We start from the raw sequence: 25,115 nt of genomic DNA, 5'->3' as shown, positions 1-25,115 counted from the left end.
GCCGCTGCTTGTCTGAAGCGGCCACTCGTCACCAGCCGCCTCCATTGACCCGGTGCTGCCGCTGGCGACGGGTGATGATGGTGGTCTGCGACTTGTCAGCATAGATGTGGCACGCGCCGGTGCAGTCCTTGAGCTCGGCGACGGTGTAGTCCATCGGCGCCGGCTTCACGAGCTTGGCGTGTTGCTGCGGCCGGAAATCACCCGCGTGACAGGCGGCGCAGTCGGGCTTGTAGGCCGCGAACTTGAACACGACGGCTTGCGAGTTGCCGCTATGGCAGGCGGTGCAGGCAATCGCCGCGCTATGGTTCGGATAGCTTGCCGACATATGCCGGTAGTTGACCGACGTCCAGCTGACCGTCCGATGGCAGCTCTCGCAGGGGACATTGGTCACGAAGTGCTTCGGCGACTTTCCGGTGGCGTTGGAGCCGTTGTGGCAGCTGGCGCACGGCGCAGTCAGGCTGCTGTGATCCATCCGTGCGCCCGAGAACGACACCGTGTTCTTGTGACAGCTTTCGCACGGCGCGCTGGTGAGCACGTGACGCGGCGGCTTGCCGCCGGCTGATGATCCGTTGTGGCAGGTTGCACAGGCGGCCATCGTGCCGGCGTGGCTGAAGCGGGCGCCGCTGAACGTCGTCGTGCTCTTGTGGCAGGTCTCGCACGGCGCATTGGTCGCGACGTGCTTCTGCGGCTTGCCGGTCGCGGCCATGCCGTTGTGGCAGCTCGCGCAGGCCGCCATCGTCCCGGTGTGGCTGAAGCGTGCGCCACTGAACGTGGTCGTGCTCTTGTGGCAGGTTTCGCACGGCGCGTTGGTCGCGACGTGCTTCTGCGGCTTGCCGCTCGCAACCATGCCGTTGTGGCAGCTCGCGCAAGCCGCCGCCGTCCCGGTATGGCTGAAGCGTGCGCCACTGAACGTGGTCGTGCTCTTATGGCAGGTCTCGCACGGCGCGTTGGTCGCGACGTGCTTCTGCGGCTTGCCGGTTGCGGCCATGCCGTTGTGGCAGCTCGCGCAGGCCGCCGTCGTCGCGGTATGGCTGAAGCGGGCGCCGCTGAACGTCGTCGTACTCTTGTGGCAGGTCTCGCACGGTGCGCTGGTGGCGACGTGCTTCTGCGGCTTGCCAGGCGCGCTCGTGCCGTTGTGGCAGGAAGTGCAAGGTCCTTGCGCCGTCATGTGATTGAACCTGGAGCCGGCCTCCATCGTGCTCGATCCGGCAAGGCCTGCCCTCGGATTGAGGGTCGGCAGCAGCGACGGGAGCCGACCTGCGTTCTGCGCTTCCGAGGAGTCGGTGCTGGCCGCGCCGGCCTGAGGCAAGAGCTTGCTGCGCGGATCGTTCGGTGCAAGCTGTGCAGACGGGACGGCCGTCATTTGGGATCCGGAGCTCTGCGGCTGCGTCACCGACACCCCGGAGGCTCCGGCTTTCGCTGAGCTGTCGGATTTGGAGGAGCCCGGCGCGACTGCCGAGGCAGCCCCTGCTTCGGGATTGGTTCCGGCAGCGGGCGACGTTCCCGACATATTCGCGAGCGGCTTGCTGCTGAACAGGAGCGCCGAATTGCTTGGTGCAGCTGGCTTGGCAGCAGCACCGGCTGGCGCCTGAGACATAGCGGTGCCTGCGCCCGGCGACTGCGATGCGGCGGCGCTGGGGGCCGTCGCCGCTGTCATCGTCCGATTGGCAGTCGAGGCCGGCGTAACCGCTTTGACGGTCGGAGCCTGTGCGGGAACGACCGACCTCGCTGTAGTCGTGCAACCCGCTGCCGGCTTTTGCGGATCGTCGTCCCAAGTCGAGAAGTTGGCGGCGGCGCGCACGTGGCAGCAGCCGCAATCCTGCGTCTTGGCGCTATGATCCGGCCCCTGCGCACCTTTACGGCCCTGACCGCGATACGAACCGTTATGGCAGCTGTCACACCGCGTGGCATGAACCGCGGCATGGCTCATGGTGTAGGTGGCGAAGCTCGCTGCCGTGTTGCTATGGCAGTTCGAGCACTGGACGCCGGTCACCGGAATATGCGGCGGAGTCGTCAAGCCTTTGGCGCTCGAACCGTTGTGGCAGGTCGAGCAATTGGTGTCCGCGGCCGAGTGCGAAAACGCCGCCCCGCCCCAGCTGGTGAAGCCACCCGAGGCTGCCTTGGCGTGACAGCTGACGCAATCGCTGCCGTTGGTGGCAACATGGCCCGGATAGGACGCCGTGCCCATCGCGCCCTTGGTGCCCTGGCCGGTGTAGCTGCCATTGTGGCAGCTGTCGCAGCGGGCCGTCGCCACCGCGGCGTGGCTCATCGTGTAGGTGGCAAAGCTCGCCGCGGTGTTGCTGTGGCAGTTCGAGCACTGGATGCCGGTCACCGGAATGTGCGGCGGCGTGGTCATGCCCTGCGCCGTCTTGCCGTTGTGGCAGGTGGCGCAGTTGGTGTCGGTGGCGGCATGCTTGAATGCCGCGCCGCCCCAGCTGGTGAAGCCGCCGCTCGCGGCCTTGGCGTGACAGCTGACGCAATCGCTGCCGTTGGTGGCAACATGGCCCGGATAGGACGCCGTGCCCATCGCGCCCTTGGTGCCCTGGCCGGTGTAGCTGCCGTTATGACAGCTGTCGCAGCGCGCCGTCGACACAGCAGTGTGGTTCATCGTGTAGGAGGTGAAGCTCGCCGCGGTGTTGCTGTGGCAGTTCGAGCACTGCAACGTGCCGGTCGGGATATGCGGCGGCGTGGTCATGCCCTGTGCCGTCTTGCCGTTGTGGCAGGTCGCGCAGTTGGTGTCGGTCGCGGCGTGCTTGAATGCCGCACCGCCCCAGCTGGTGAAGCCGCCCGAAGCCGACTTGGCATGACAGCTGACGCAGTCGGCGCCGCCGGTGGCGACGTGGTTCGGGTACGAAGCCGTCCCCAGCGCACCCTTGGTGCCCTGGCCGGTGTAGCTGCCATTGTGGCAGCTGTCGCAGCGGGCCGTCGACACCACGGCGTGACTCATCGTGTAGGTGGTGAAGCTCGCCGCGGTGTTGCTGTGGCAGTTCGAGCATTGCAGCGTGCCGGTCGGGATGTGCGGCGGCGTGGTCATGCCCTGTGCCGTCTTGCCGTTGTGGCAGGTCGCGCAGTTGGTGTCGGTGGCGGCGTGCTTGAATGCCGCGCCGCCCCAGCTGGTGAAGCCGCCACTCGCTGCCTTGGCGTGGCAGCTGATGCAGTCCGCGCCGCCGGTGGCGACGTGGTTCGGATAGGACGCGGTGCCCATCGCGCCCTTGGTGCCCTGGCCGACGTAGGAGCCGTTGTGACAGCTGTCGCAGCGTGCCGTCGACACCGCAGCGTGGCTCATCGTGTAGGTGGCAAAGCTCGCCGCGGTGTTGCTGTGGCAGTTCGAGCACTGCAGCGTCCCGGTCGGGATATGCGGCGGCGTGGTCATGCCCAACGCGGTCTTGCCGTTGTGGCAGGTCGCACAATTGGTGTCGGTCGCGGCGTGCTTGAATGCCGCACCGCCCCAGCTCGCGTAGCCGCCACTCGCTGCAGTGCTGTGGCAGCTGATGCAGTCCTGGCCGTTGGTGGCGACGTGGTTCGGATAGGACGCCGGGCCCATCGCGCCCTTGGTGCCCTGGCCGGCGTAGGAGCCGTTGTGACAGCTATCGCAGCGTGCGGTCGACACTGCGGAGTGGTTCATCGTGTAGGTGGCAAAGCTCGCCGCGGTGTTGCTGTGGCAGTTCGAGCACTGCAACGTGCCGGTCGGGATATGCGGCGGCGTGGTCATGCCCTGCGCGGTCTTGCCGTTGTGGCAGGTCGCACAGTTGGTGTCGGTCGCGGCATGCTTGAAGGCCGCGCCACCCCAGCTCGCGTAGCCGCCGCTCGCCGCCTTCGCGTGACAACTGACGCAGTCGGCCCCGCCGGTGGCAACGTGGTTCGGGTAGGACGCGGTGCCCATGGCACCCTTGGTGCCCTGGCCGGTGTAGCTGCCATTGTGGCAGCTGTCGCAGCGGGCCGTCGCCACCGCGGCGTGGCTCATCGTGTAGGTGGTGAAGCTCGCCGCGGTGTTCGTGTGGCAATTCGAGCACTGCAGCGTCCCGGTCGGGATATGCGGCGGCGTGGTCATGCCCTGCGCGATCTTGCCGTTGTGGCAGGTCGCGCAATTGGTGTCGGTGGCGGCATGCTTGAAGGCCGCGCCGCCCCAGCTGGTGAAGCCGCCCGAGGCCGCCTTGGCGTGACAGCTGACGCAGTCCGCGCCGCCGGTGGCAACGTGGTTCGGATACGACGCGGTGCCCATGGCACCCTTGGTGCCCTGGCCGATGTAGCTGCCGTTGTGACAACTGTCGCAACGCGCCGTCGACACGGCAGCATGGTTCATCGTGTAGGTGGTGAAGCTCGCCGCGGTGTTGCTGTGGCAGTTCGAGCACTGTAACGTGCCGGTCGGAATGTGCGGCGGCGTGGTCATGCCCTGCGCGGTCTTGCCGTTGTGGCAGGTCGCACAGTTGGTGTCAGTTGCGGCATGCTTGAAGGCCGCGCCGCCCCAGCTCGCGTAGCCGCCACTCGCTGCAGTGCCGTGGCAGCTGACGCAGTCCGACCCGCCCGTGGCAACATGGTTCGGATACGACGCTGTGCCCAGCGCGCCCTTGGTGCCCTGGCCGGTGTAGCTGCCGTTGTGGCAGCTGTCGCAGCGCGCGGTCGACACCGCGGCGTGGTTCATCGTGTAGGTGGCGAAGCTCGCCGCGGTGTTGCTGTGGCAGTTCGAGCACTGCAGCGTCCCGGTCGGGATATGCGGCGGCGTGGTCATGCCCAACGCGGTCTTGCCGTTATGGCAGGTGGCGCAGTTGGTGTCGGTGGCGGCATGCTTGAAGGCCGCGCCACCCCAGCTGGTGAAGCCGCCCGAGGCCGCCTTGGCGTGACAACTGACGCAGTCCGCCCCGCCGGTGGCGACGTGGTTCGGATACGACGCGGTGCCCATCGCCCCCTTGGTGCCCTGCCCCGTGTAGGAACCGTTGTGGCAGCTGTCGCAGCGCGCCGTTGCCACCGCGGCGTGGCTCATCGTGTAGGTGGTGAAGCTCGCCGCGGTGTTGCTGTGGCAGTTCGAGCACTGCAGCGTCCCGGTCGGGATATGCGGCGGCGTGGTCATGCCCTGCGCGGTCTTGCCGTTGTGGCAGGTCGCACAGTTGGTGTCGGTCGCGGCATGCTTGAATGCCGCGCCACCCCAGCTGGTGTAGCCACCGCTCGCTGCAGTGCTGTGGCAGCTGATGCAGTCCTGGCCGTTGGTGGCGACGTGGTTCGGATAGGACGCCGTGCCCATCGCACCCTTGGTGCCTTGGCCGGTGTAGCTGCCGTTATGACAGCTGTCGCAGCGCGCCGTCGCCACTGCAGTGTGGTTCATCGTGTAGGTGGTGAAGCTCGCCGCGGTGTTGCTGTGGCAATTCGAGCACTGCAGCGTCCCGGTCGGGATATGCGGCGGCGTGGTCATGCCCTGCGCGGTCTTGCCGTTATGGCAGGTGGCGCAGTTGGTGTCGGTGGCGGCATGCTTGAATGCCGCGCCGCCCCAGCTGGTGAAGCCACCCGAGGCCGCCTTGGCATGACAGCTGACGCAATCGCTGCCGTTGGTGGCGACGTGGTTCGGATAGGACGCCGTGCCCAGCGCGCCCTTGGTGCCTTGGCCGGTGAAGCTGCCGTTGTGGCAGCTGTCGCAGCGCGCCGTCGACACTGCAGTGTGGTTCATCGTGTAGGTGGTGAAGCTCGCCGCGGTGTTGCTGTGGCAGTTCGAGCACTGCAACGTGCCGGTCGGGATATGCGGCGGCGTGGTCATGCCCTGCGCGGTCTTGCCGTTATGGCAGGTGGCGCAGTTGGTGTCGGTGGCGGCATGCTTGAATGCCGCGCCGCCCCAGCTGGTGAAGCCGCCGCTCGCGGCCTTGGCATGACAGCTGACGCAGTCCACGCCGCCGGTGGCAACGTGGTTCGGATACGACGCGGTACCCATGGCACCCTTGGTGCCTTGGCCGGTGAAGCTGCCGTTATGACAGCTGTCGCAGCGCGCCGTCGCCACTGCGGCGTGGTTCATCGTGTAGGTGGCAAAACTCGCCGCGGTGTTCGTGTGGCAGTTCGAGCATTGCAGCGTGCCGGTCGGGATGTGCGGCGGCGTGGTCATGCCCTGCGCCGTCTTACCGTTGTGGCAGGTCGCACAGTTGGTGTCGGTGGCGGCATGCTTGAATGCCGCGCCGCCCCAGCTGGTGAAGCCGCCACTCGCTGCCTTGGCATGACAGCTGACGCAGTCGGCGCCGCCGGTCGCGACATGGTTCGGGTAGGACGCGGTGCCCATGGCACCCTTGGTGCCCTGGCCGATGTAGCTGCCGTTGTGACAACTGTCGCAACGCGCCGTCGACACGGCAGCATGGTTCATCGTGTAGGTGGTGAAGCTCGCCGCGGTGTTGCTGTGGCAGTTCGAGCATTGCAGCGTGCCGGTCGGGATGTGCGGCGGCGTGGTCATGCCCTGCGCGGTCTTGCCGTTGTGGCAGGTAGCACAATTGGTGTCGGTCGCGGCGTGCTTGAATGCCGCACCGCCCCAGCTGGTGAAGCCACCCGAAGCCGCCTTGGCATGACAGCTGACGCAGTCGGCGCCGCCGGTGGCGACGTGGTTCGGGTACGAAGCCGTCCCCAACGCACCCTTGGTTCCCTGGCCGGCGTAGGAGCCGTTGTGACAGCTGTCGCAGCGTGCCGCCGACACCGCGGCGTGGTTCATCGTGTACGTGGTGAAGCTCGCCGCGGTGTTCGTGTGACAGTTCGAGCACTGCAGCGTCCCGGTCGGGACATGCGGCGGTGTCGTCATCCCCATCGCGGTCTTGCCGTTGTGGCAGGTCGCACAATTGGTGTCGGTCGCGGCGTGCTTGAATGCCGCCCCACCCCAGCTGGTGAAGCCGCCACTCGCCGCCTTGGCATGACAGCTGACGCAGTCCGCCCCGCCGGTGGCAACGTGGTTCGGATACGACGCCGTGCCCAGCGCGCCCTTGGTGCCCTGGCCGGCGTAGGAGCCGTTGTGACAGCTGTCGCAGCGTGCCGCCGACACCGCGGCGTGGTTCATCGTGTACGTGGTGAAGCTCGCCGCGGTGTTCGTGTGACAGTTCGAGCACTGCAGCGTCCCGGTCGGGACATGCGGCGGTGTCGTCATCCCCATCGCGGTCTTGCCGTTGTGGCAGGTCGCACAATTGGTGTCGGTCGCGGCGTGCTTGAATGCCGCCCCACCCCAGCTGGTGAAGCCGCCACTCGCCGCCTTGGCATGACAGCTGACGCAGTCCGCCCCGCCGGTGGCAACGTGGTTCGGATACGACGCCGTGCCCAGCGCGCCCTTGGTGCCCTGGCCGGTGTAGCTGCCATTGTGGCAGCTGTCGCAGCGCGCCGTTGCCACCGCGGCGTGGCTCATCGTGTAGGTGGCAAAACTCGCCGCGGTGTTCGTGTGGCAATTCGAGCACTGCAGCGTCCCGGTCGGAATGTGCGGTGGCGTCGTCATGCCTTGCGCCGTCTTGCCGTTGTGGCAGGTCGCGCAGTTGATGTCGGTGGCGGCATGCTTGAAGGCCGCGCCACCCCAGCTGGTGAAGCCGCCACTCGCGGCCTTGGCATGGCAGCTGATGCAGTCGGCGCCGCCGGTGGCGACGTGATTCGGGTAGGACGCCGCGCCCATGGCACCCTTGGTGCCCTGGCCGGTGTAGGAGCCGTTGTGACAGCTGTCGCAGCGGCTCGCGCTGACCGCGGCGTGGCTCATGGTGTAGACGTCGAACGCCGCGGCCGTGTTGCTGTGGCAGTTCGAGCACTGGATGCCGGTCACCGGGATGTGCGGTGGCGTGGTCATGCCCAACGCGGTCTTGCCGTTGTGGCAGGTGGCGCAATTGGTGTCGGTCGCGGCGTGCTTGAAGCCGGCCCCGCCCCAGCTCTTGAAGCCGCCGGAAGCTGCGGTGGCATGGCAGGTGATGCAGTCCTGGCCGTTGGTGGCGACGTGGTTCGGGTACGATTTGGTGCCGACGGCGCCGGCGTTGCCCTGGTCGGTGTAGCTGCCGTTGTGACAGCTGTCGCAGCGGCTCGCGCTCACCGCGGCGTGGCTCATGGTGTAGACGTCGAACGCCGCTGCCGTGTTGCTGTGGCAGTTCGAGCACTGGACGCCGGTCACCGGAATGTGCGGCGGCGTGGTCATGCCCAGCGCGGTCTTGCCGTTGTGGCAGGTCGCGCAATTGGTGTCGGTCGCCGCGTGCTTGAAGCCGGCCCCACCCCAGCTCTTGAAGCCGCCGGAAGCTGCGGTGGCATGGCAGGTGATGCAGTCCTGGCCGTTGGTGGCGACGTGGTTCGGGTACGATTTGGTGCCGACGGCGCCGGCGTTGCCCTGGTCGGTGTAGCTGCCGTTGTGACAGCTGTCGCAGCGGCTCGCGCTCACCGCGGCGTGGCTCATGGTGTAGACGTCGAACGCCGCGGCCGTGTTGCTGTGGCAGTTCGAGCACTGGATGCCGGTCACCGGGATGTGCGGCGGCGTGGTCATGCCCAACGCGGTCTTGCCGTTGTGGCAGGTCGCACAGTTGGTGTCGGTGGCGGCGTGCTTGAACGCCGCCCCGCCGAAGCTGGCCGTGCTGGTATGACAGGACTCGCACGGCAGATTGGTCTGGATGTGCGCGCTGGACTTGCCGCGCGCGGTCGTACCGTTATGGCAGTTGGCGCAGCCGGCGACGATGCCGGCGTGATCCATCTTCATTCCGACACGAAAGCTGGCCGTCGTCCTGTGGCACGCATCGCACGGCGCCATTGTCGTGATGTGACTTTTCGGCTTGCCGAGCGCCATCACGCCGTTGTGGCAGGTCGCACATGGCGCCTTCGCCTGGCTGTGATCGATGACCCGAATGTCTTTCCACGACGAGGTCTGGTGGCAGCTTTCGCATCGCCTTGTCGTCTTCGGGTGGTTGACCGACATGCCCGCCGTCTGCGCGCCATTGTGGCAACTGGCGCACTGCGTTTGCGTGCCTTTGAACCGTCCGCTGACGTGGCAGGACGAGCACTCCACCCCGATATGGCTTCCGGTGAGTGGAAACCCGGTCGAGACATGATCGAATGAGCTCTGCGCAGCAGCGTGTCCTGCCATCGCCAGCGCAAGCAGCATACCAGCGAGCAGCCACCACACCATGCGGTGCGATGCTCGCGCCAACAGCCCCAGCTTGCTGTAGCAGCCGCTCAACCCGAACTCCGATCTTCACTCTCGACTCGAATGCCATCTGGACATGCACCGGAGGCCGGCCGACTCCAGGCCAGCCGAATCCTTCGGGCGCCCCGCTGCATGCGGTCGCCCCTGACAAACCCAAGAAGCTCTTGCAGATTTTCCCTACGGTTCGGCGGCGTCTGTTCCCCAGCCGCCGAACACTCGGAACGCCCCTTACTCCTTCAATCGACCGCCATGTTGATCCGGGCGACGACAACGTCATCAACCAGATCACGCAGCGTACGCCACGCATACAACAGGGCTTCCAGAGACGCGCAAAGCTGGCCCAAAACTGGGCCAAGCTGAACTCAAGCTGAATGGGCGGCGGCGAATTTGAAGGCGGTGGTCCCTGCGCTCTCGCAAACGCATCGCTCGAGCGAATAGTTCGCAACGCGAATGGAGAGTCGTTGCTAGCTCATCTCAGCGCAACTAAGCCCCGAGATAGCTGATGCACGTCGAAGCGACCCGTGGAATCAGTTCCTGATCTGAACGTTGCGCCATCCCGTTGCGACATGGCAGCGCTCGCACGTCTGGCCGAACGTGCCGTTGTGCACGTCCGAACTGCGATGACAGCTGAAGCAATCCATCGGCAACTTCAGATCCGGCGGCGACTTGGCCTTGTGGCAGGCCTCGCACGTGATCTTCTGGTGGACTCCGACCAGTGGGAACCGGGTCTGCCGCGCGTGGTCGAAGCGCCACAGCCGCCACCCGTTCGGATTATGGCAACTGGCGCACTGTGCCCCGAGCCTTCCCTGATGGAAATCCTTGTGACAGCTCTCACAGGCCATCGGCGTGTTCTTGTAGGTCGGCGAGCGGTGGCACTCCTCGCACGGCACCGACTTGTGCAGGCCTATCAACGGGAAGCGCGTAATCTCATGATCGAAGGAGAGCTTCTTCCGCCAGCCCGCATCGCTGTGGCACGTCTCGCAACGTTCGCCCAGCTTGCCCTGATGAGGATCCTGCTTGCGGTGACAGGACACGCACGACGTCGCGAGCTTGTCCCGATAGAGGTCACCGGTATGGCAACCCTCGCATTTCACCTTGGCATGGGCATTTCGCAACGGGAAGCGCGTCTTGTCGTGATTGAAGCGGACCGTCTTCCATTTTTCCTGATCGTGGCACGCCTCGCACTTGTCGCCGAAGCGGCCGGCATGGACGTCCTGAAGACGGTGGCATGAGCCGCAAGAGGTCTGCAGGTCCTTATATTGCTGGCCGGAATGGCACGTTCCACAAGCAACCGACTTATGGGCACCAACGAGGGGAAACCGGGTCTTCGTGTGATCGAACTCCTTGGTCGCACGCCATTTCACAGTCGTGTGGCAATTCTCGCAGCGCTCACCGAGCCGGCCGCGATGAGGATCGAGCGCCTTGTGGCACTCGAAGCAGGTCGATGGCGCGTTGCGGAACTTCACCTTCGCGACGTGACATCCCGCACAAGGCACGTTCCTGTGTGCATCGACCAGCCTGTAGTTCGTAACGTCGTGGTTGAACGTTTCCTTGTCGAGCTGGACGATGTCGGTTCCACGCCCTTTGTGGTCAGTGTGACACTGCCTGCATTCCTGGGTCAGCGCCGCCTGATCGCGTCCATGCAGGCGCTCACGCTGCCTGCGGTCGACGGCAATCTCCTTGTGGCAATCGAGGCAGAGGCCCGACTGCGCCTTCCGCGTGAAGGCCTCATGGCACTTTCCGCATTCGCTCTCGAGCTTGGCATGCTTCTCGACCAGCGGGCCCGGCATCACCAGTTTTTCCAGCACCGTCTGCGCTCGAAGCCCGGCCGACAGCGTCGCAACCCCGATCATGACGGCGACAACTGCCGCAAGGCGCCACCTCATCGCGAAACTCCGTCAGTAATGGTGGACAGCCCAGACATGAACGAGACCCGCGAGCAGCATGAGAAAAAACAGCGGCAAATGCAGAACGTGCCAGAGCGAAAACAGCCGTTCGAAGAACGTCATCTCGGCGGCCTTCCGCACCGCCGCGGCATACCGCCGCACGGTTTCATCGATTCGCTTCTCGCGGCGCCGCCGCTCGGACCACGACCATCGCGCACGTTTACCCTCGGCGCGAATGAGTCGGCGCGCTTCCGCAGTCACGTTGACACGCAGCCGCCTCGTGCGCGCTGCGATGATCGCCCCGGTCCGGAGGCTACCCAACGCAGTTCGCGGCACCCTGTTGTCGAGCCCCTTGCTGAACGCGGTCAACTCTCGCGATACGAACGAAGCTGCCTGTATCTCCTGACCGAGTTCCATCCTCATCGCCTCGGCTTCCGCAAGCAGCTCCTTGACACGGGCCTTTCCGCCATGGAGACCCATGTGGATCTTGCTGTAGATGTACCGGCCGATCACTCCGCTGATCGCAACGATCAGCATTGCGAAGAACGCTACATTGCTGTTGAGCGCACCCAGTTTGAAATTGGCATGGAACAGGATGAGCACGGGGCCAATGACGCCCAGCAGCATGTGAGTCCTGAACCAGAACGGCACCGAGCCAATCCCGCGCAGCGACTTGAAGCGCTTGCGCATCGAGTAGGTCAGCAACGATAGCATCGCGATGCTGCCGTATATTCCGAGCCAGTATCCGGTACCGGATCCCGGCGTGACATATTCCTCTTCCCTCTGCAGCCATCCGACGCCGATGACCCCGACAACGAGGATCGTCATGACAATCGGAATGGTCCCTCGCAGAGGATTTCCGCTCACGCGAGCGACCGGTACTCTACTCATGTCATCGACGCTTCCTGTGAAACCCCAAAGCCGGATGGGCGAATGTCCGGCTTGCCTGCGGATTTCCGGATCTCAGTCGAGAGATTGCTTCCTGATAACCACTTGCAACGAAGTCTTACGTGCTCCGACAGCGATGTCATGAGTGCGAGATCAGTACGAGCCATATTTCCGCCGACGGTATCTGTTCAACGAATGAACTAATCGTTGTCCGCAGGTCTACAGATCATTCTGGAATTTCTATGTCGGCATCTGTTGAGAGGAGTTTGCATCTGGCACCACAACTCATCCTTCCAGGCGGCTTGCGTAGCCGGAAACTGCTCTCGCCTACCGCCAGTTCGTAAGAGAGAAGAGAGAGGCGACATGGCGCTCGATCTGCTGATTGTCTACGCGGCTCCAATGCTTGGCGTCTGGGCCACCTACATGGCCGTGCGCAAGCGAAAGGAAATAAAGAGCGTCGCGAAGCTTTCGGCGGCCAAGGACGCCGGCCTGCTCGAGCCGGCATCGCTCCACCCCATCATCGATCCTGCCTTGTGCATCGGTTGCGGCTCATGCGTCAGGGCGTGTCCCGAGGGCGACATTCTCGGCCTCATCGGCGGCAAGGCCTCGCTTGTCGAACCCTCGCACTGCATAGGACACGGCGCCTGCAAGGCGGTCTGCCCCGTGAACGCCATCACGCTCGTATTCGGCACCGAGACGCGCGGCATCGACATTCCGAACGTGGACGAGGCCTTTCAGACCAACGTGCCCGGCATCTTCATCGCGGGGGAGCTCGGCGGGATGGGCCTGGTCCGTAACGCCATCGAGCAGGGGCGCCAGGCGATCGACTCCGTCCGCAGGATCAAGAATGTCGGCAAGTCGGACATGCTCGACGTCGTGATCATCGGCTGCGGCCCGGCTGGGCTCGCAGCCAGCCTTGCTTGCCTGCAGCATCGGTTGCGCTTCGTCACCCTCGAACAGGACTCTCTCGGCGGCACAGTCGCGCACTTCCCCCGCGGCAAGCTGGTGATGACTGCCCCTTTCACGCTTCCGCTCGCGGGAAAGTTCAACTTCAGAGAGCTCAGCAAGGAACAGCTGATCGCCTTCTTCATGAGTATCGTCCGCAAGGCTCGTCTCAAGGTGAACGTCGGCGAACGCGTCGAAGCGGTCGCCCGAGTCGGAGACAGCTTTGACGTCAGGACGAACCGCGGCAGTTACAGAACGCATGCCGTGCTCCTGGCGATCGGCCGCCGCGGAACACCGCGCAAGCTGGAGGTTCCCGGCGAAGAGCAGACCAAGGTCGTCTATCGACTGATCGACCCCGAACAATATCGCGGCCAGCACGTGCTCGTCGTCGGCGGCGGCGACGCCGCACTGGAAGCCGCGTGCTCCATCGCCGACGAGCCTGGAACGACGGTGACCCTTTCCCATCGCAGCGAATCATTCGGTCGCGCCAAACTGAAGAACCGCCAACGGACGGAGGCAACCGCCCGATCGGGACGGCTCCGCGTCATCTACAATTCGTCAGTCAAACGGATCGGCCATGACGACGTCGACATCGATGCTGACGGTGACACGAGCACGATGCGAAACGATGCCGTCATCGTTTGCGTCGGCGGCATTCTGCCGACCGCCTTCCTGAAGAGCATGGGTATCGAGGTCGAGACGAAATATGGCACGGCATAGATCCTCTCATGTGATCATCCCCTTGGTCTGTCTCGCGAGCTGGACGGCACCGTTGATTGCCCTGGCCGGCGACGCATCGGTGCCGCGCGGCAACCCGGCGGGCTCGAACTCCGAAATGTCCGGCGCGAGCCAGGCCGCCGATACCGCAATCCGGGCCGGACGTCCCGATGACGCACTGAAGCTGCTCGAGCGCGCGGCAAATGCGGGCGATCCAGAGGCGCAGTACCGGCTTGCATCACTCTACCGCGCCGGTCTCGGCACCAGATCGGATGACGCTCTCGCCTTCAAATGGATGGAGGCGAGTGCAACAAAAGGACACGTCAAAGCACAGTACAATGTCGCAGCGATGTATCTTGCGGGACGCGGAACGCCGGCCGATCCCGACCGGGCGCGGGATTGGCTGCGCAAATCGGCCGCGGCCGGTTATCAGCCCGCCGAGCAGCTGCTGGCCGACATCGCCAACCGGATTTCGCGCCCCCGTGCCAGAGAGCTGGAGCGCGACTCTGCGCGCAAGCCCCTGCCGCCTCCCAACGCGCAGGCGGCCACGCGAAACGGCCATCCGGCCATCATCGACGCGGCGCTGCGCGGTCAGCTCGATCCGATGCGCCAGCTGATCGCAGCGAAGGCCGACGTCAACGCCGTCAATGAGGACGGCGATACGCCTCTGGCGATTGCCGCAGCCGCCGGGCATCTTCGGCTCGTCGAGCTGCTGCTTGCCGCGGGAGCCACCCCGAACACCGGCAACCGGCGCGGCGATACGCCGTTGATGCTGGCAGCGGATAAGGATCACGGAGACGTTGTCAGATTGCTGCTGACGAAGGCCGCCGATCCATCCGCAGCGCGGGGGGATGGCTCGACCGCACTGCTGATAGCCGTCGGCCGTTGCAACGGCGCCGCCATTGCCGCGCTTCTCGACGGTGCCTCCGGCAATCTACCAGCGTCGGCCGACGGCCGGACCCCGCTCATGATCGCGGCATCATCGTGCGCCAATGGCGTGCTCGATCGGCCACTCATTCAGAAGTCTGACCTCAACGCCGCCGATGGCCAAGGCCGCACGGCACTCTGGTACGCCGCCAACAACGGCAATACGCGGGCGCTCGAGCAACTGATCCGCGCAGGGGCCGACGTCAACGGCGCTGACGCCGACGGAAAGACGCCGTTGCTGAGTGCAATCGAAGGCCGCAGCTCTCCGGCTTCGCTGCTCTTGCTGGACCATGGGGCCGATCCGACACGCGCGACCAGAAGCAGAAATACCGCCCTTATCCTCGCCGCGCGCGCTGGGCTTGCCGATGTCGTCGGCGAACTTCTCAGACGCAAGGCCGATCCGAACGTGCGCAACGGCCAAGGCATGAGCGCGTTGATGATGGCGGCTCATGAGGGACACATCGGTATTGCGCAGAGCCTTGTTGCCGCCGGCGCTGAGAAGCAACTGACGAACAAGCGGCACGAACGTGCCACGGACATCGCCACCGCCAGCGGTCACGGCGATATCGCCAAGCTTCTGGAATAGCAGACGATCTCGTTTCGACCTTCCCGTCCATCGCGCGACCGACGTCGCGTTCGCCGTTCGCAGGCGCGCCGCAGGCGATTCGAGCGGCTGTTTCTCGTCCGACATAACGCGTTGAACCGCGAAGACGTGTTCATCACGCTCTCACGACAGCTACCGCTAGTGAGCTGCAATTACACTACGATGCGCGTCGATGGATCATCACCATTCTGTACGAATGATGCCTCATTCGGCGCATTGATTGTCGACGCATCACAGACACTTGATAGTTATGTGCAGGAATAAATACTGCAGTCGGAGAGCCAACATGACGGCGGAGGCCGGATCCTTTGCGCTAATTCTCGCGCTTCTCGTGTCGCTGGTGCAGTCGATCGTTCCGTTCGCAGCGCTGCGTCGCCAATCCGCAATGATCGCCGGCTTCGTTCGTCACGCCGCCCTCACTCAGTTTCTCTTTGTCGCGATCGCGTTCGCATGCCTGACGTCGCTGTTCGTCCACTCGGACTTTTCAGTCCAGGTCGTCGCAGCGAATTCGCACACGCTGAAGCCGCTGCTCTACAAGGTCTCCGGAGTCTGGGGGAACCACGAGGGATCCATGCTGTTGTGGGTCCTGATCCTCTCCGTGTTCGGCGCGGCAGTTGCATTGTTCGGCGCGAACCTTCCCGAGCGGCTGCAGAGCAACGTTCTCGGCGTGCACGGCATGATCGGTCTCGGCTTTCTGGCGTTCATTGTCTCAACCTCGAATCCGTTCGCGCGGCTCGCCGATGCTCCCCTTGAAGGCAACGGGCTGAATCCGATTTTGCAGGATCCCGGCCTCGCCTTTCATCCGCCGTTTCTGTACCTGGGTTACGTCGGCTTCTCGATGGCGTTCTCGTTCTCGGTTGCCGCGCTGATCGAGGGAAAGGTCGATGCCAGCTGGGCCCGCTGGGTTCGACCGTGGGTGCTCGCGGCCTGGTGCTTTCTCACGATTGGCATCACGCTCGGTAGCGCATGGGCCTACTACACGCTCGGTTGGGGCGGCTGGTGGTTCTGGGACCCCGTCGAGAACGCCTCCTTCATGCCATGGCTTGCGGGGACTGCGCTCCTGCATTCCGCCCTGGTGGTCGAGCGTCGGAACGCCCTCCAAAGCTGGACGATCCTCCTGGGGATCGTGACCTTCTCATTGAGCCTGATCGGAACGTTCCTGGTGAGGTCCGGGGTGCTCACTAGCGTTCATGCCTTCGCACAGGATCCATCGCGTGGCGCATTCATCCTGGCGCTGATCCTGGTGGCAACCGGCGGCGCCTTGACACTGTATGCGATCCGGGCGCCAGGCCTGAAGCACGGTGCACTGTTTGCAGCGGTCAGCCGCGAGAGCGGCCTCGTCCTCAACAATGTGCTGCTCACGGCAGCCGTGGCCACGGTGTTTCTCGGCACGTTCTACCCGCTCCTCGTCGACATGCTGGGGAACGACAAGATCTCCGTCGGCCCTCCCTACTACAACATGACGTTCGTCCCCATCATGGTCCCTGTGCTGCTCGCCATGGTGATCGGCCCGGTTCTGAAATGGAAGCGAGATCTCCTCGTTGCGGCGCTGCAACGGCTCCGCCTGGTCGGGGGGCTTGCAGCACTCGTCACCGTCGCAATGCTCATCGCGACGTTCGGACGCCATGTCCTGGTCGCGTTCTTCTTCGGCATCGCCGTCTGGCTCGTCGTCGGCTCTCTGATGATACTGGTTCATCGCGTGCGCCTCGGCACGACGACTCCCTTGGCGACCTCGCTCAACCTCGCGCGCACCACGCCACTCGCGGTCTACGGCCTCGTGCTGGCCCATGCGGGAATGGGCGTCACCGTCGCAGGCATTACCGGGATGACCGCGTGGGCCAGCGAGAAGGTGCAGATGCTGCGGCCGGGCCAGAGCCTGCAGCTCGCAGGCTATGACATCAAGCTGCGTTCGATCGGAAAATTTCCAGGTCCCAACTACGAAGCCGAGCGTGGCACCTTCGACATCACGCGGAACGGCAAGCCGTTCACGCAGCTTTCCAGCGAGCGCCGCTTCTATCCCGTCAGACAGCAGCTGACCACCGCCGCCGGTATTCGTACCAACCTGATCTGGAACGTCTACGTGACGCTCGGCGATCCCGACGACAAGGGCGCCTGGGCGGTGCGCTGCTACTATCATCCTCTGGTGCCGCTGGTCTGGATCGGCGCGCTGCTGATGGCTTGCGGCGGCTTCATCTCGCTTGCCGACCGGAGATTGCGCGTCGGCGCACCGCGGCGGGCGATGCCAGCTGTACCGATTGCCGTTCCTGCTGAATAGGACGAGATATGCCGCGCCTCCCTTATCTCATACCGCTCGTCACTTTCGCCGCGCTGGCCGCTGGACTTGCTTTCAGTCTGACCAACGATCCACGGCGAATGCCGTCGACCCTGATCGACAAGCCGACGCCGCGCTTCCAGCTCGCATCGCTGGACGGCAAGGGTGCCGGTCTTGCCAATACCGATCTGCAGGGCGACGTCTTGCTGCTCAATGTGTTCGCATCCTGGTGTCCCGGATGCCGCGTCGAGCACCCGATGCTGCTCAAGCTTGCGGAGAGCTCCGCCATCCCGATCTACGGACTGAACTGGAAGGACGATCGGAGCGACGGTAAACGCTGGCTTGCCAAGCATGGCAGTCCCTATGCCCGTGTCGGCTCCGATGAGTCCGGCCGGGTCGGCATCGATCTCGGCGTGACCGGCGTTCCCGAGACCTTCGTGATCGACCGGGCCGGCCGGATCCGCTTCCGCTATCCCGGCCCGCTGACCGAAGACGTGTGGCGTGACGATTTCGAACCTCTCCTGAAGGCACTCAGGAGCGAGTCATGAGCTGCCGGCGGATCAAGAGAGTAGCCGAAGCGCTGCTCGTCAGCTCGCTCATGCTGACGGCGACCCTGTCGCCGTCCCGTGCGGTGCTTCCGGACGAAATGCTGCGGGATGAGGGGCTGGAGACCCGTGCGCGCGCGCTGAGCCAGGAGTTGCGCTGCGTCGTCTGTCAGAATCAAAGCATCGACGACTCGAACGCTCCATTGGCGCATGATCTGAGGGTGCTGCTGCGAGATCGCCTGCAGGCTGGCGACAGCGATCGGCAGGCAGTGGACTTCCTCGTCGCACGCTATGGCAACTTCGTTCTGCTCAAGCCTCCCCTGCAGTGGAATACGATCCCGCTCTGGATCGGCCCGCTGCTGGCGCTGCTGGCGGCCATCGTCGCCTTTGGCCGCTACGTGCGCCGGGCGGCAGCCAATGCGACAGCGCTCGATGCGGAGCACGTCGCTCCGCTCAGCGCCGACGAACTCAAAGCCATCGAGGCGATCCTCGATCGACGGAGCCTTTCATGATGCTGTGGCTGATCCTGACGGCGATGATTTCCGTGGCCGCCGTGCTTATATCGACGCCCTTCATACGCAGATTCGAGCGGAGACAGTTGGCTTCGGCTCAGGGACTTGCCGTCCACCACGACCAGCTTCGCGAGATCGAGAACGACACCGCGCGGGGCCTGATCGACAAGTCGGATGGCGAGAACGCGGCCAGCGAGATCAAGCGGCGCATTCTCGCCGCAGCCGCCGCAGAACAACCGCCCGCGCCCTCCCTCACGAGCTCCGAACGAAAATTTGCGCTCACCGTCGTGACGGGGACGGTGGTGTTCGGCTCCGTCGTTCTGTACGCGGTCATCGGAAATCCGGATGTCCCCGCAGCCGGGCCGGGCCAGACAGCCAGTAGCACGTCGGCCAGATCGGTTGGCGAGGCGCGATCCGACGCCGGCACGCAGGCCATTGCGTCATTGGAGCAGATGGCCAGCCAGGACAGTCGGGACCGACCGCAGCAGGGCAGCGGGCTGCCGCCGGTCGAAGAGATGATCCAACGTGTGCAGACCAGACTGGAGCGGAATCCCAAGGATCCGGACGGATGGCGGCTGCTGGGCTGGTCCTTGTTCAACATCGAGCGATTTGCCGAGGCTACGCAGGCCTATGCGCGCGCCATGGAGCTGCGGCCGGGCTCGGCGGAATATCGGAGCGCAAGGGGCGAAGCGCTGGTGCGGGCCGCAGACGGCACCGTCACGCCTGACGCCCGCGCGGATTTTGACGAGGCACTCAGGCTGGATCCCAAAGACGCGCGCGCCCGCTTCTTCATCGGCGTCGTGAAAGAACAGGAGGGAGACAAACGGGGGGCGATGACCGACTGGACGGCCATCGTCTCGGAGGCCGATCCGAATGAGCCATGGCTGCCCGATCTCAAGCAGCGGCTTGGCGCGCTCCGTCGCGAGCTCGGAGAGAATGACGGCGCGCCATCGTCTACTCTGCCGAACCTGTCCGCCGAGCGCATGCAGGAACTCCTGCGCTCCGGCAAGACGGCCGCGACCGAGCCCGCGGAGCCGCGCGGCCCCCGCGCCGAAGACGTCCGCAAAGCGGAAAGTATGTCCGCACAGGACCGCAACCTCATGATCCGGGGCATGGTGGATAGCCTTGCGAGCCGGCTCGAACAATCACCGCGCGATGCGGAGGGCTGGATCAAGCTGATCCGCTCGCGGGTCGTGCTGGGCGAGGTCGAGGCAGCGAAACAGTCCCTGCAACGTGCATTGTCGGTCTTCGCCGAGGATGCCCCTGAGCGCACGCGCATAGCTGACGCCGCCAAGCAGCTCGGGATCAACCCATAGCGTTCGAGGCCGATCGGCGTCTCCGCATCGTCGGAACAATTCCGTTCGGCAACCGGAGTAACGGCCATGCGCATTCTGCTCATAGAGGACGAGCCCGTTTACGCGGCGCGCATCAGGGAAAGCCTGGCCGACGCCGGCTTCGAGGCGGATCTAGCCACCGACGGCAAGCAGGGTTGGATGCTGGGCAACAGCCAGCCCTATGATGCCGCGGTCCTCGATCTTGGCCTGCCGTGCCTTTCGGGCCTCGATGTGCTGCAACGCTGGCGTCATACGGGACACACGCTGCCGGTGCTGATCCTGTCCGCCCGCAGCGGCTGGGCCGAGCGCGTCAACGGACTCAACGCAGGCGCGGACGACTATCTCGAAAAGCCCTTCAAGGCGCAGGAGTTGGTCGCGCGGGTCAGATCGCTGCTCCGGCGGGTTGCCAACAGACCGGACGCCGTGCTCCGGCTCCGGCAGATCGAGTTCAACGCGGCGGCCGGCCTGGTCAAGAAGGATGGCGAGATCGTCGACCTGACCGCAAGCGAGTTGCGTGTCCTCGAGCTCCTCATGCGCCGCGCCGATCATATCGTGTCGCAGACCGAGCTGCTGGACCACATCTATCCGGGCAGCGACCATCGCGATTCCAATACCGTCGAAGTCTACATTGCCCGGCTCAGGAGAAAGCTGGGGCGCGATTGCATTCGCACCATCAGAGGCATGGGATATCGCTTCGGATAGAACAATGTTCAGCCGCAACTTCCGGGCCCGCATGATCGCGATCGCCGCGATCTGGATTTCGATCGTCTTGTTCGCCAGCGGGCTCGGGCTTTCGATCATCATTCGCCGTGTCGTCGAGGCCCACTTCGATCATGACCTGCTGGATCACGCTCGCGAGCTCGTCGACCTCGTTGAGCTCGACGCAGCGCAGCGGCCATTCATCGCCCGCAATCTGAGCGATCCGCGATTCTCCCCTGCCCGATCCGGAATGTATTGGCAGGTCGTTCTGCAGAACGGCGAAAGCGCGCGTTCGCCTTCGCTGGACGATGATCTTTTTCTTTCACTCACGCCCGACCAGACTCGCGACGGCTCCGCGAGCCCCTCCACGGTGCTTACAAATGTAGAGGGACCGACCGGGCCGATGCGCATGATCCGAAACATCAGCGAGCCGTCCCGTCTCGGACAAACCGTCGAGGTCCGCATCGGTGCCGACGAGCGACTGATCAGCGACGAGATGCAGCACCTCAATCTGACGCTGATGGCGATGCTCGGTATCTTGGCCCTTGCCATGGTCGGCACCGCCTATGCTCAGGTCGTCTACGGTCTGCGGCCGCTGCAACGCATGAGTCGCGCCATCGTGGACGTGCGCAGCGGCAAGACCACACGCCTGCCGGAGGACCTGCCGGAGGAGATCATGCCGCTGGTAACCGAGTTGAACGGAATGATCACGGCCAATCTCACAATGGTCGATCGCGCGCGCGTGCTCGCTGGAAATTTTGCGCATGCGCTGAAGACGCCCCTGGCCATCCTCGACGAGGAAGCAACGCGGCTGGGAGCATCCGGCCAGGAGAGCCACGCTCGGATTCTCTTCGAGCAATGCGCGCGAATGGCGCTGCTGATCGACTATCAGACAGCACGCGCGAAGGCGTCCGCAATAGCGAATGCAGGCGCGTGTTCGGTCGTGGCAGACGTATTGAGGAGCGTCATCAATACCTATTCGCGATTTGGCCCAGGGCATGACCGGCGGTTCGAAGTCGAAGGGGCGGCGGACGTCGTCGTCGCCTGCGATACAAACGATTTGACCGAGCTGATTGGCAACCTTCTCGACAACGCGGCAAAATGGGCGCGCGACCGCGTCGTGATATCGATCGAAGACCTCGAGAGCACCGTCTTGATCACGGTGGAGGACGATGGGCCCGGCATTCCAATCGAGCATCGAACGCGCGTGTTCGATGTCGGCACGAGACTTGACGAAGCAAAGCCGGGCACTGGACTGGGTCTCGCAATTGCCCGCGACCTGACCAGCCTCTATGACGGCCGACTGTGGATCGATGACTCGAGAATTGGGGGCGCTGCCCTGAAGCTTGCGCTCCGAAAAAAGAGCGCTCCGAATTGCAGCACGGCTTCGATCGCGGCGGGCACAGCAGACATACACGGCGCCGTGGCCCCGAAAGGCGCGGACGAGATAGATCGGAATCGCGGCGGCTGTGAGCAACTTGGCGAATAAGGTGCAGATGATGAAGGATCCGGACACAGGCGGATCCGAAAAACGATTAGCGGACGGCGGAGGTAGCACACCCTGCCATCGTCAGGGCCGACCTTTTCGCGGCAGCCCAGAGGCGCAAGACCGAGCGCGGCCGCACGCATCCGAGCCATCAGCGCCGTTCCCGCAGAACGCTGTCGGGCCTCCAGCGATGCGGCGGACGAGATGAGTTCCAGTGGCGTTAGCGTAGAAATCCCTGGAGGTCTCAACTCGCTGAGAGGCGGGGAGGCATATCCGAACCAGTGAAGGGAGTATGGGGAAAGATGGTAGCGGGGGAGGGACTCGAACCCCCGACCCCAGGATTATGATTCCCGTGCTCTAACCAGCTGAGCTACCCCGCCACGGTGTCCGGCCAAGGTCCAGGGGTCAAACGACCGCAAACGGCTGGGCGAACGGGCCGCATATAAAGAGGCGGTCCGGCCCGTGTCAAGCAAACCTGGCGCCCACTCCGAGGCTTTGAATGGCTGCGGCTAGACTTCGATTCGACGTGTGGCAGAGTTGCGGTGACGCTGATCGTCGCGCTCGCCCAAGCACCGGCCGAGAGCAGGCAGATCCGCTCCGCACTGGCGGCAGGGCGGGCGCTGCGCTCCGTCAGCCGCGCCGGGGAACATTGCAATGATCACTTCGGCTGCTGATCACTTCGGCTGCACGCTCCGATCGCCGCCGGGGCTGCCAGGCGGCGGGATCACCGGCGTCGTGCCGCCTTCGGGCGTCGGCGCGTGCATCCCGGGATCGACGCCACTCGGAGGACACAGCACGCCGTTGGTCTTGGCGAGCTTGTCGCCGAGCGGCTCGCCGGCGCGGCCGGTGGTGATTCCATCGGGCGTCGGCGTTGCCAGCGCAGTCGGCGCACACGCCGCTGTCTGGTTCGGGGCCGGCGCGGTGGCCTGCGGCGGCGTGGCCGGACCAGGCGGCGCCTGGGCATGAGCGGCAGCAGAGGCTGAGGCCAGCAGGGCCGCGAGGAACAAGGATTGCCTGATGCTCATGACGGAGCAACGCGAAGCCCGTCCGGGCGTTCCCACGCCGGCCGCGGCAGATCAGCCCCGTGCTGCCGCCGCGTCTCAAGCCTTGCGATAACGGATCAGCGAAAAATGCCCGAGCGGCGGCATCGGCCGGCGTTCGGCAAGCGTGATGCCGCCGTGCTTCGCGGCCCAGTTCACGAGCCGCGCCCAGGGGAACTCCGGTCGCCAGCCGAGCCGGCGCGCAATCGGCGCAAAGGCGAGCTCGAACAGGCGGCGCGGTCCGCTTTCGGCGCCGATGTGATTGACCAGGATCAGCTCGCCGCCGGGCTTCAGCACGCGGACGAAATCATCGAGCGTCGCTTCCGGGTCAGGCACCGCGGTGATGACGTATTGCGCGACCACGGCGTTGAAGAAATTGTCGGGGAAGGCGAGATGCTTCGCGTCCATCACGGCCAGCGTCTCGACGTTGAAGAGCTTCAGCTCGCGCACGCGGGCCTGCGCCCGGCGCAGCATCGGCTCGGAAATATCGACGCCGCAGATCTTCGTCGTGCGGGCATAGTCCGACAGCGACAGACCGGTGCCGACGCCGACGTCGAGAATGCGGCCGCCGATGCGATCAGCTTCCGCGATGGTCGATTGACGCCCCTGATCGAAGACCTTGCCGAACACCAGGTCGTAGACCGGCGCCCAGCGCTCGTAGGCCTTTTCGACCCCTGCGCGGTCGATGTCCCCCATGCCCCTGCCCTGAATGATGGATGCTGATCAGCCGCGGACCGGCTCGGCCAGGCGCTGCGGCCTGACGATGCCACCTGCGGTGCTGCTGTCGGTGGCCGCGCTCTGGATGAAGCCGCCGCCGAGAACCCGCGCACGGCCCGAGGCCGCGTCGTAGAACACGCAGGCCTGGCCGGGCGAGACGCCCTCCTCGCCCGCAACGAGTTCGACGTCGTAGTGGCCATCAGCGCCGCGCAGCCAGGCCGGCTGTGGCGGACGGGTCGAACGGACCCGGACGAACAGTTCGAGACCGTCGCGCACGGCAGCATCGAGCGCGCCGTCGCCGATCCAGTTGACCTCGCGCAGCGTCATCCGATGCGTGCGCAACGCCTCGCGCGGGCCGACCACGACGCGGCGGCTCGCAACATCGAGCCTGACCACATAGAGCGGCGCGCCGGCGGCGATGCCAAGCCCCTTGCGCTGCCCGATCGTGTAGTTGGCGATGCCGTGATGGGCGCCGAGCACCCGGCCCCCGAGATCGACGATGTCGCCCGGCTCCATCGCGTTCGGACGCAGCTTGCCGATGATATCGGTGTAGCGGCCGGTCGGCACGAAGCAGATGTCCTGGCTGTCGTGCTTGTCGGCGACCTCGAGGCCGAAGCGGCGCGCGAGCTCGCGCACCTCAGGCTTGGTCATGTCGCCGAGCGGAAAGCGTAAGTAGTCGAGCTGCTCGCGCGTGGTCGCGAACAGGAAATAGCTCTGGTCGCGATCGGCATCGGCCGCGCAGACGAGCGCGCGCGATCCATCCGCGAGCCGGCGCGAGGCGACGTAATGGCCGGTGGCCAGCACCGAGGCGCCGAGCTCACGCGCGGTTTTGAGCAGATCGCCGAACTTGATCGCCCGGTTACACTCGATGCAGGGAACCGGCGTCTCGCCCGACGCGTAGCTCGCGGCGAAATTGTCGATCACCGATTCGCGGAACCGATCTTCGTAGTCCAGCACGTAGTGCGGAATGCCCAGGCGCTCGGCGACATTGCGCGCGTCATGGATGTCCTGGCCGGCGCAGCAGGCGCCCTTGCGGTGGACCGCCGCGCCATGGTCGTAGAGCTGCAGCGTGATGCCGACGACGTCGTATCCCTCGGACTTCAACAGCGCGGCCGTCACCGAGGAGTCCACGCCGCCGGACATGGCGACGACGACCCTGGTGTCTTCAGGACGGCCTTCGAGATCGAGACTGTTGAGCATGGTCAGGTCACTGCGATCGCAGCGTCAGGCGACAGGTTCCCAGCGCGGGAACGCCTCGCATGCGCCGTCTTTGCGGATGGCTTGCCTCCAGCGATCTCCGGACAAGCTCGCCTGGTCGGAAACGGCGCGAGAGGCACGTGTCACTAATATAGGTGCACATCCTGCGAAGCAATCGCGCTGGCCGCAGAGGACGGCGGCAAATCTTGCCGGGCGGGCAGAAATGACGGGGGT

At 65.0% G+C, this 25,115-nt stretch carries 15 protein-coding genes and 1 tRNA gene; 9 read left to right on the top strand and 7 right to left on the bottom strand.

Annotated elements, in window-relative coordinates; all coding sequences use genetic code 11:
- Positions 1–28: 28 nt before the first annotated feature.
- From LQG66_RS31615 to LQG66_RS31605, 3 genes are all read right to left on the bottom strand, one after another.
- Positions 29–9,145, bottom strand: a complete 9,117-nt coding sequence (locus tag LQG66_RS31615; protein WP_231319726.1) for a hypothetical protein — start codon at positions 9,143–9,145, stop codon at positions 29–31.
- A 494-nt stretch (positions 9,146–9,639) separates the two neighbouring features.
- On the bottom strand, positions 9,640–10,998 hold the full coding sequence (locus LQG66_RS31610) for a cytochrome c3 family protein (RefSeq protein ID WP_231319725.1): 1,359 nt from the start codon (positions 10,996–10,998) through the stop codon (positions 9,640–9,642).
- A 12-nt stretch (positions 10,999–11,010) separates the two neighbouring features.
- The gene (locus LQG66_RS31605; RefSeq protein ID WP_231319724.1) at positions 11,011–11,826 is read right to left on the bottom strand and encodes a pyridine nucleotide-disulfide oxidoreductase; all 816 of its coding nucleotides are present in this window, start codon (positions 11,824–11,826) and stop codon (positions 11,011–11,013) included.
- A gap of 423 nt (positions 11,827–12,249) precedes the next feature.
- Between LQG66_RS31605 and LQG66_RS31600 the strand changes: the two genes are divergently transcribed.
- From LQG66_RS31600 to LQG66_RS31565, 8 genes are all read left to right on the top strand, one after another.
- Positions 12,250–13,551, top strand: coding sequence for an NAD(P)-binding domain-containing protein (locus tag LQG66_RS31600; RefSeq protein WP_231319723.1), 1,302 nt, complete (start codon positions 12,250–12,252; stop codon positions 13,549–13,551).
- 10 nt (positions 13,552–13,561) lie between these two features.
- The gene (locus tag LQG66_RS31595) at positions 13,562–15,061 is read left to right on the top strand and encodes an ankyrin repeat domain-containing protein (RefSeq protein WP_231319722.1); all 1,500 of its coding nucleotides are present in this window, start codon (positions 13,562–13,564) and stop codon (positions 15,059–15,061) included.
- A gap of 304 nt (positions 15,062–15,365) precedes the next feature.
- Positions 15,366–17,354: a heme lyase CcmF/NrfE family subunit gene (locus LQG66_RS31590; protein WP_231328025.1), complete on the top strand. Its 1,989-nt coding sequence runs from the start codon at positions 15,366–15,368 to the stop codon at positions 17,352–17,354.
- 8 nt (positions 17,355–17,362) lie between these two features.
- Entirely contained in the window at positions 17,363–17,899 is a 537-nt protein-coding gene (locus tag LQG66_RS31585) for a DsbE family thiol:disulfide interchange protein (protein WP_231319721.1), read from the top strand.
- Positions 17,896–18,408: a cytochrome c-type biogenesis protein gene (locus LQG66_RS31580; protein WP_231319720.1), complete on the top strand. Its 513-nt coding sequence runs from the start codon at positions 17,896–17,898 to the stop codon at positions 18,406–18,408. The genes LQG66_RS31585 and LQG66_RS31580 overlap by 4 nt, the downstream gene beginning before the upstream one ends.
- Positions 18,405–19,724 carry a c-type cytochrome biogenesis protein CcmI gene (ccmI, locus tag LQG66_RS31575; RefSeq protein ID WP_231319719.1) on the top strand — a complete coding sequence of 440 codons (1,320 nt, stop codon included), beginning with the start codon at positions 18,405–18,407 and terminating at the stop codon, positions 19,722–19,724. Before LQG66_RS31580 ends, ccmI begins: the two co-directional genes overlap by 4 nt.
- Before the next feature lie 66 nt (positions 19,725–19,790).
- Positions 19,791–20,444, top strand: coding sequence for a response regulator transcription factor (locus tag LQG66_RS31570; RefSeq protein WP_015666203.1), 654 nt, complete (start codon positions 19,791–19,793; stop codon positions 20,442–20,444).
- Positions 20,445–20,448: 4 nt separating this feature from the next.
- Positions 20,449–21,930, top strand: coding sequence for an ATP-binding protein (locus tag LQG66_RS31565; RefSeq protein ID WP_231319718.1), 1,482 nt, complete (start codon positions 20,449–20,451; stop codon positions 21,928–21,930).
- 300 nt (positions 21,931–22,230) lie between these two features.
- Here LQG66_RS31565 and LQG66_RS31560 read toward each other — a convergent pair.
- Positions 22,231–22,307: transfer RNA gene (locus tag LQG66_RS31560), tRNA-Met, on the bottom strand.
- 162 nt (positions 22,308–22,469) lie between these two features.
- Here LQG66_RS31560 and LQG66_RS37290 point away from each other — a divergent pair.
- The gene (locus LQG66_RS37290; protein WP_256460592.1) at positions 22,470–22,601 is read left to right on the top strand and encodes a hypothetical protein; all 132 of its coding nucleotides are present in this window, start codon (positions 22,470–22,472) and stop codon (positions 22,599–22,601) included.
- On the opposite strand, the gene LQG66_RS31555 is transcribed toward LQG66_RS37290, so the two are convergent.
- From LQG66_RS31555 to mnmA, 3 genes are all read right to left on the bottom strand, one after another.
- Entirely contained in the window at positions 22,602–22,952 is a 351-nt protein-coding gene (locus LQG66_RS31555) for a hypothetical protein (protein WP_231319717.1), read from the bottom strand.
- 75 nt (positions 22,953–23,027) lie between these two features.
- Positions 23,028–23,663, bottom strand: a complete 636-nt coding sequence (locus LQG66_RS31550; protein WP_231319716.1) for a class I SAM-dependent methyltransferase — start codon at positions 23,661–23,663, stop codon at positions 23,028–23,030.
- Between the two features lie 27 nt (positions 23,664–23,690).
- On the bottom strand, positions 23,691–24,884 hold the full coding sequence (mnmA, locus tag LQG66_RS31545) for a tRNA 2-thiouridine(34) synthase MnmA (protein WP_231319715.1): 1,194 nt from the start codon (positions 24,882–24,884) through the stop codon (positions 23,691–23,693).
- Between the last annotated feature and the right edge of the window lie 231 nt (positions 24,885–25,115).

The sequence above is a fragment of the Bradyrhizobium ontarionense genome, from assembly GCF_021088345.1.
Lineage (GTDB): Bacteria > Pseudomonadota > Alphaproteobacteria > Rhizobiales > Xanthobacteraceae > Bradyrhizobium > Bradyrhizobium ontarionense.
Note: the sequence above shows the minus strand (reverse complement) of the source record. Positions and strands in the feature narration are given on the sequence as shown.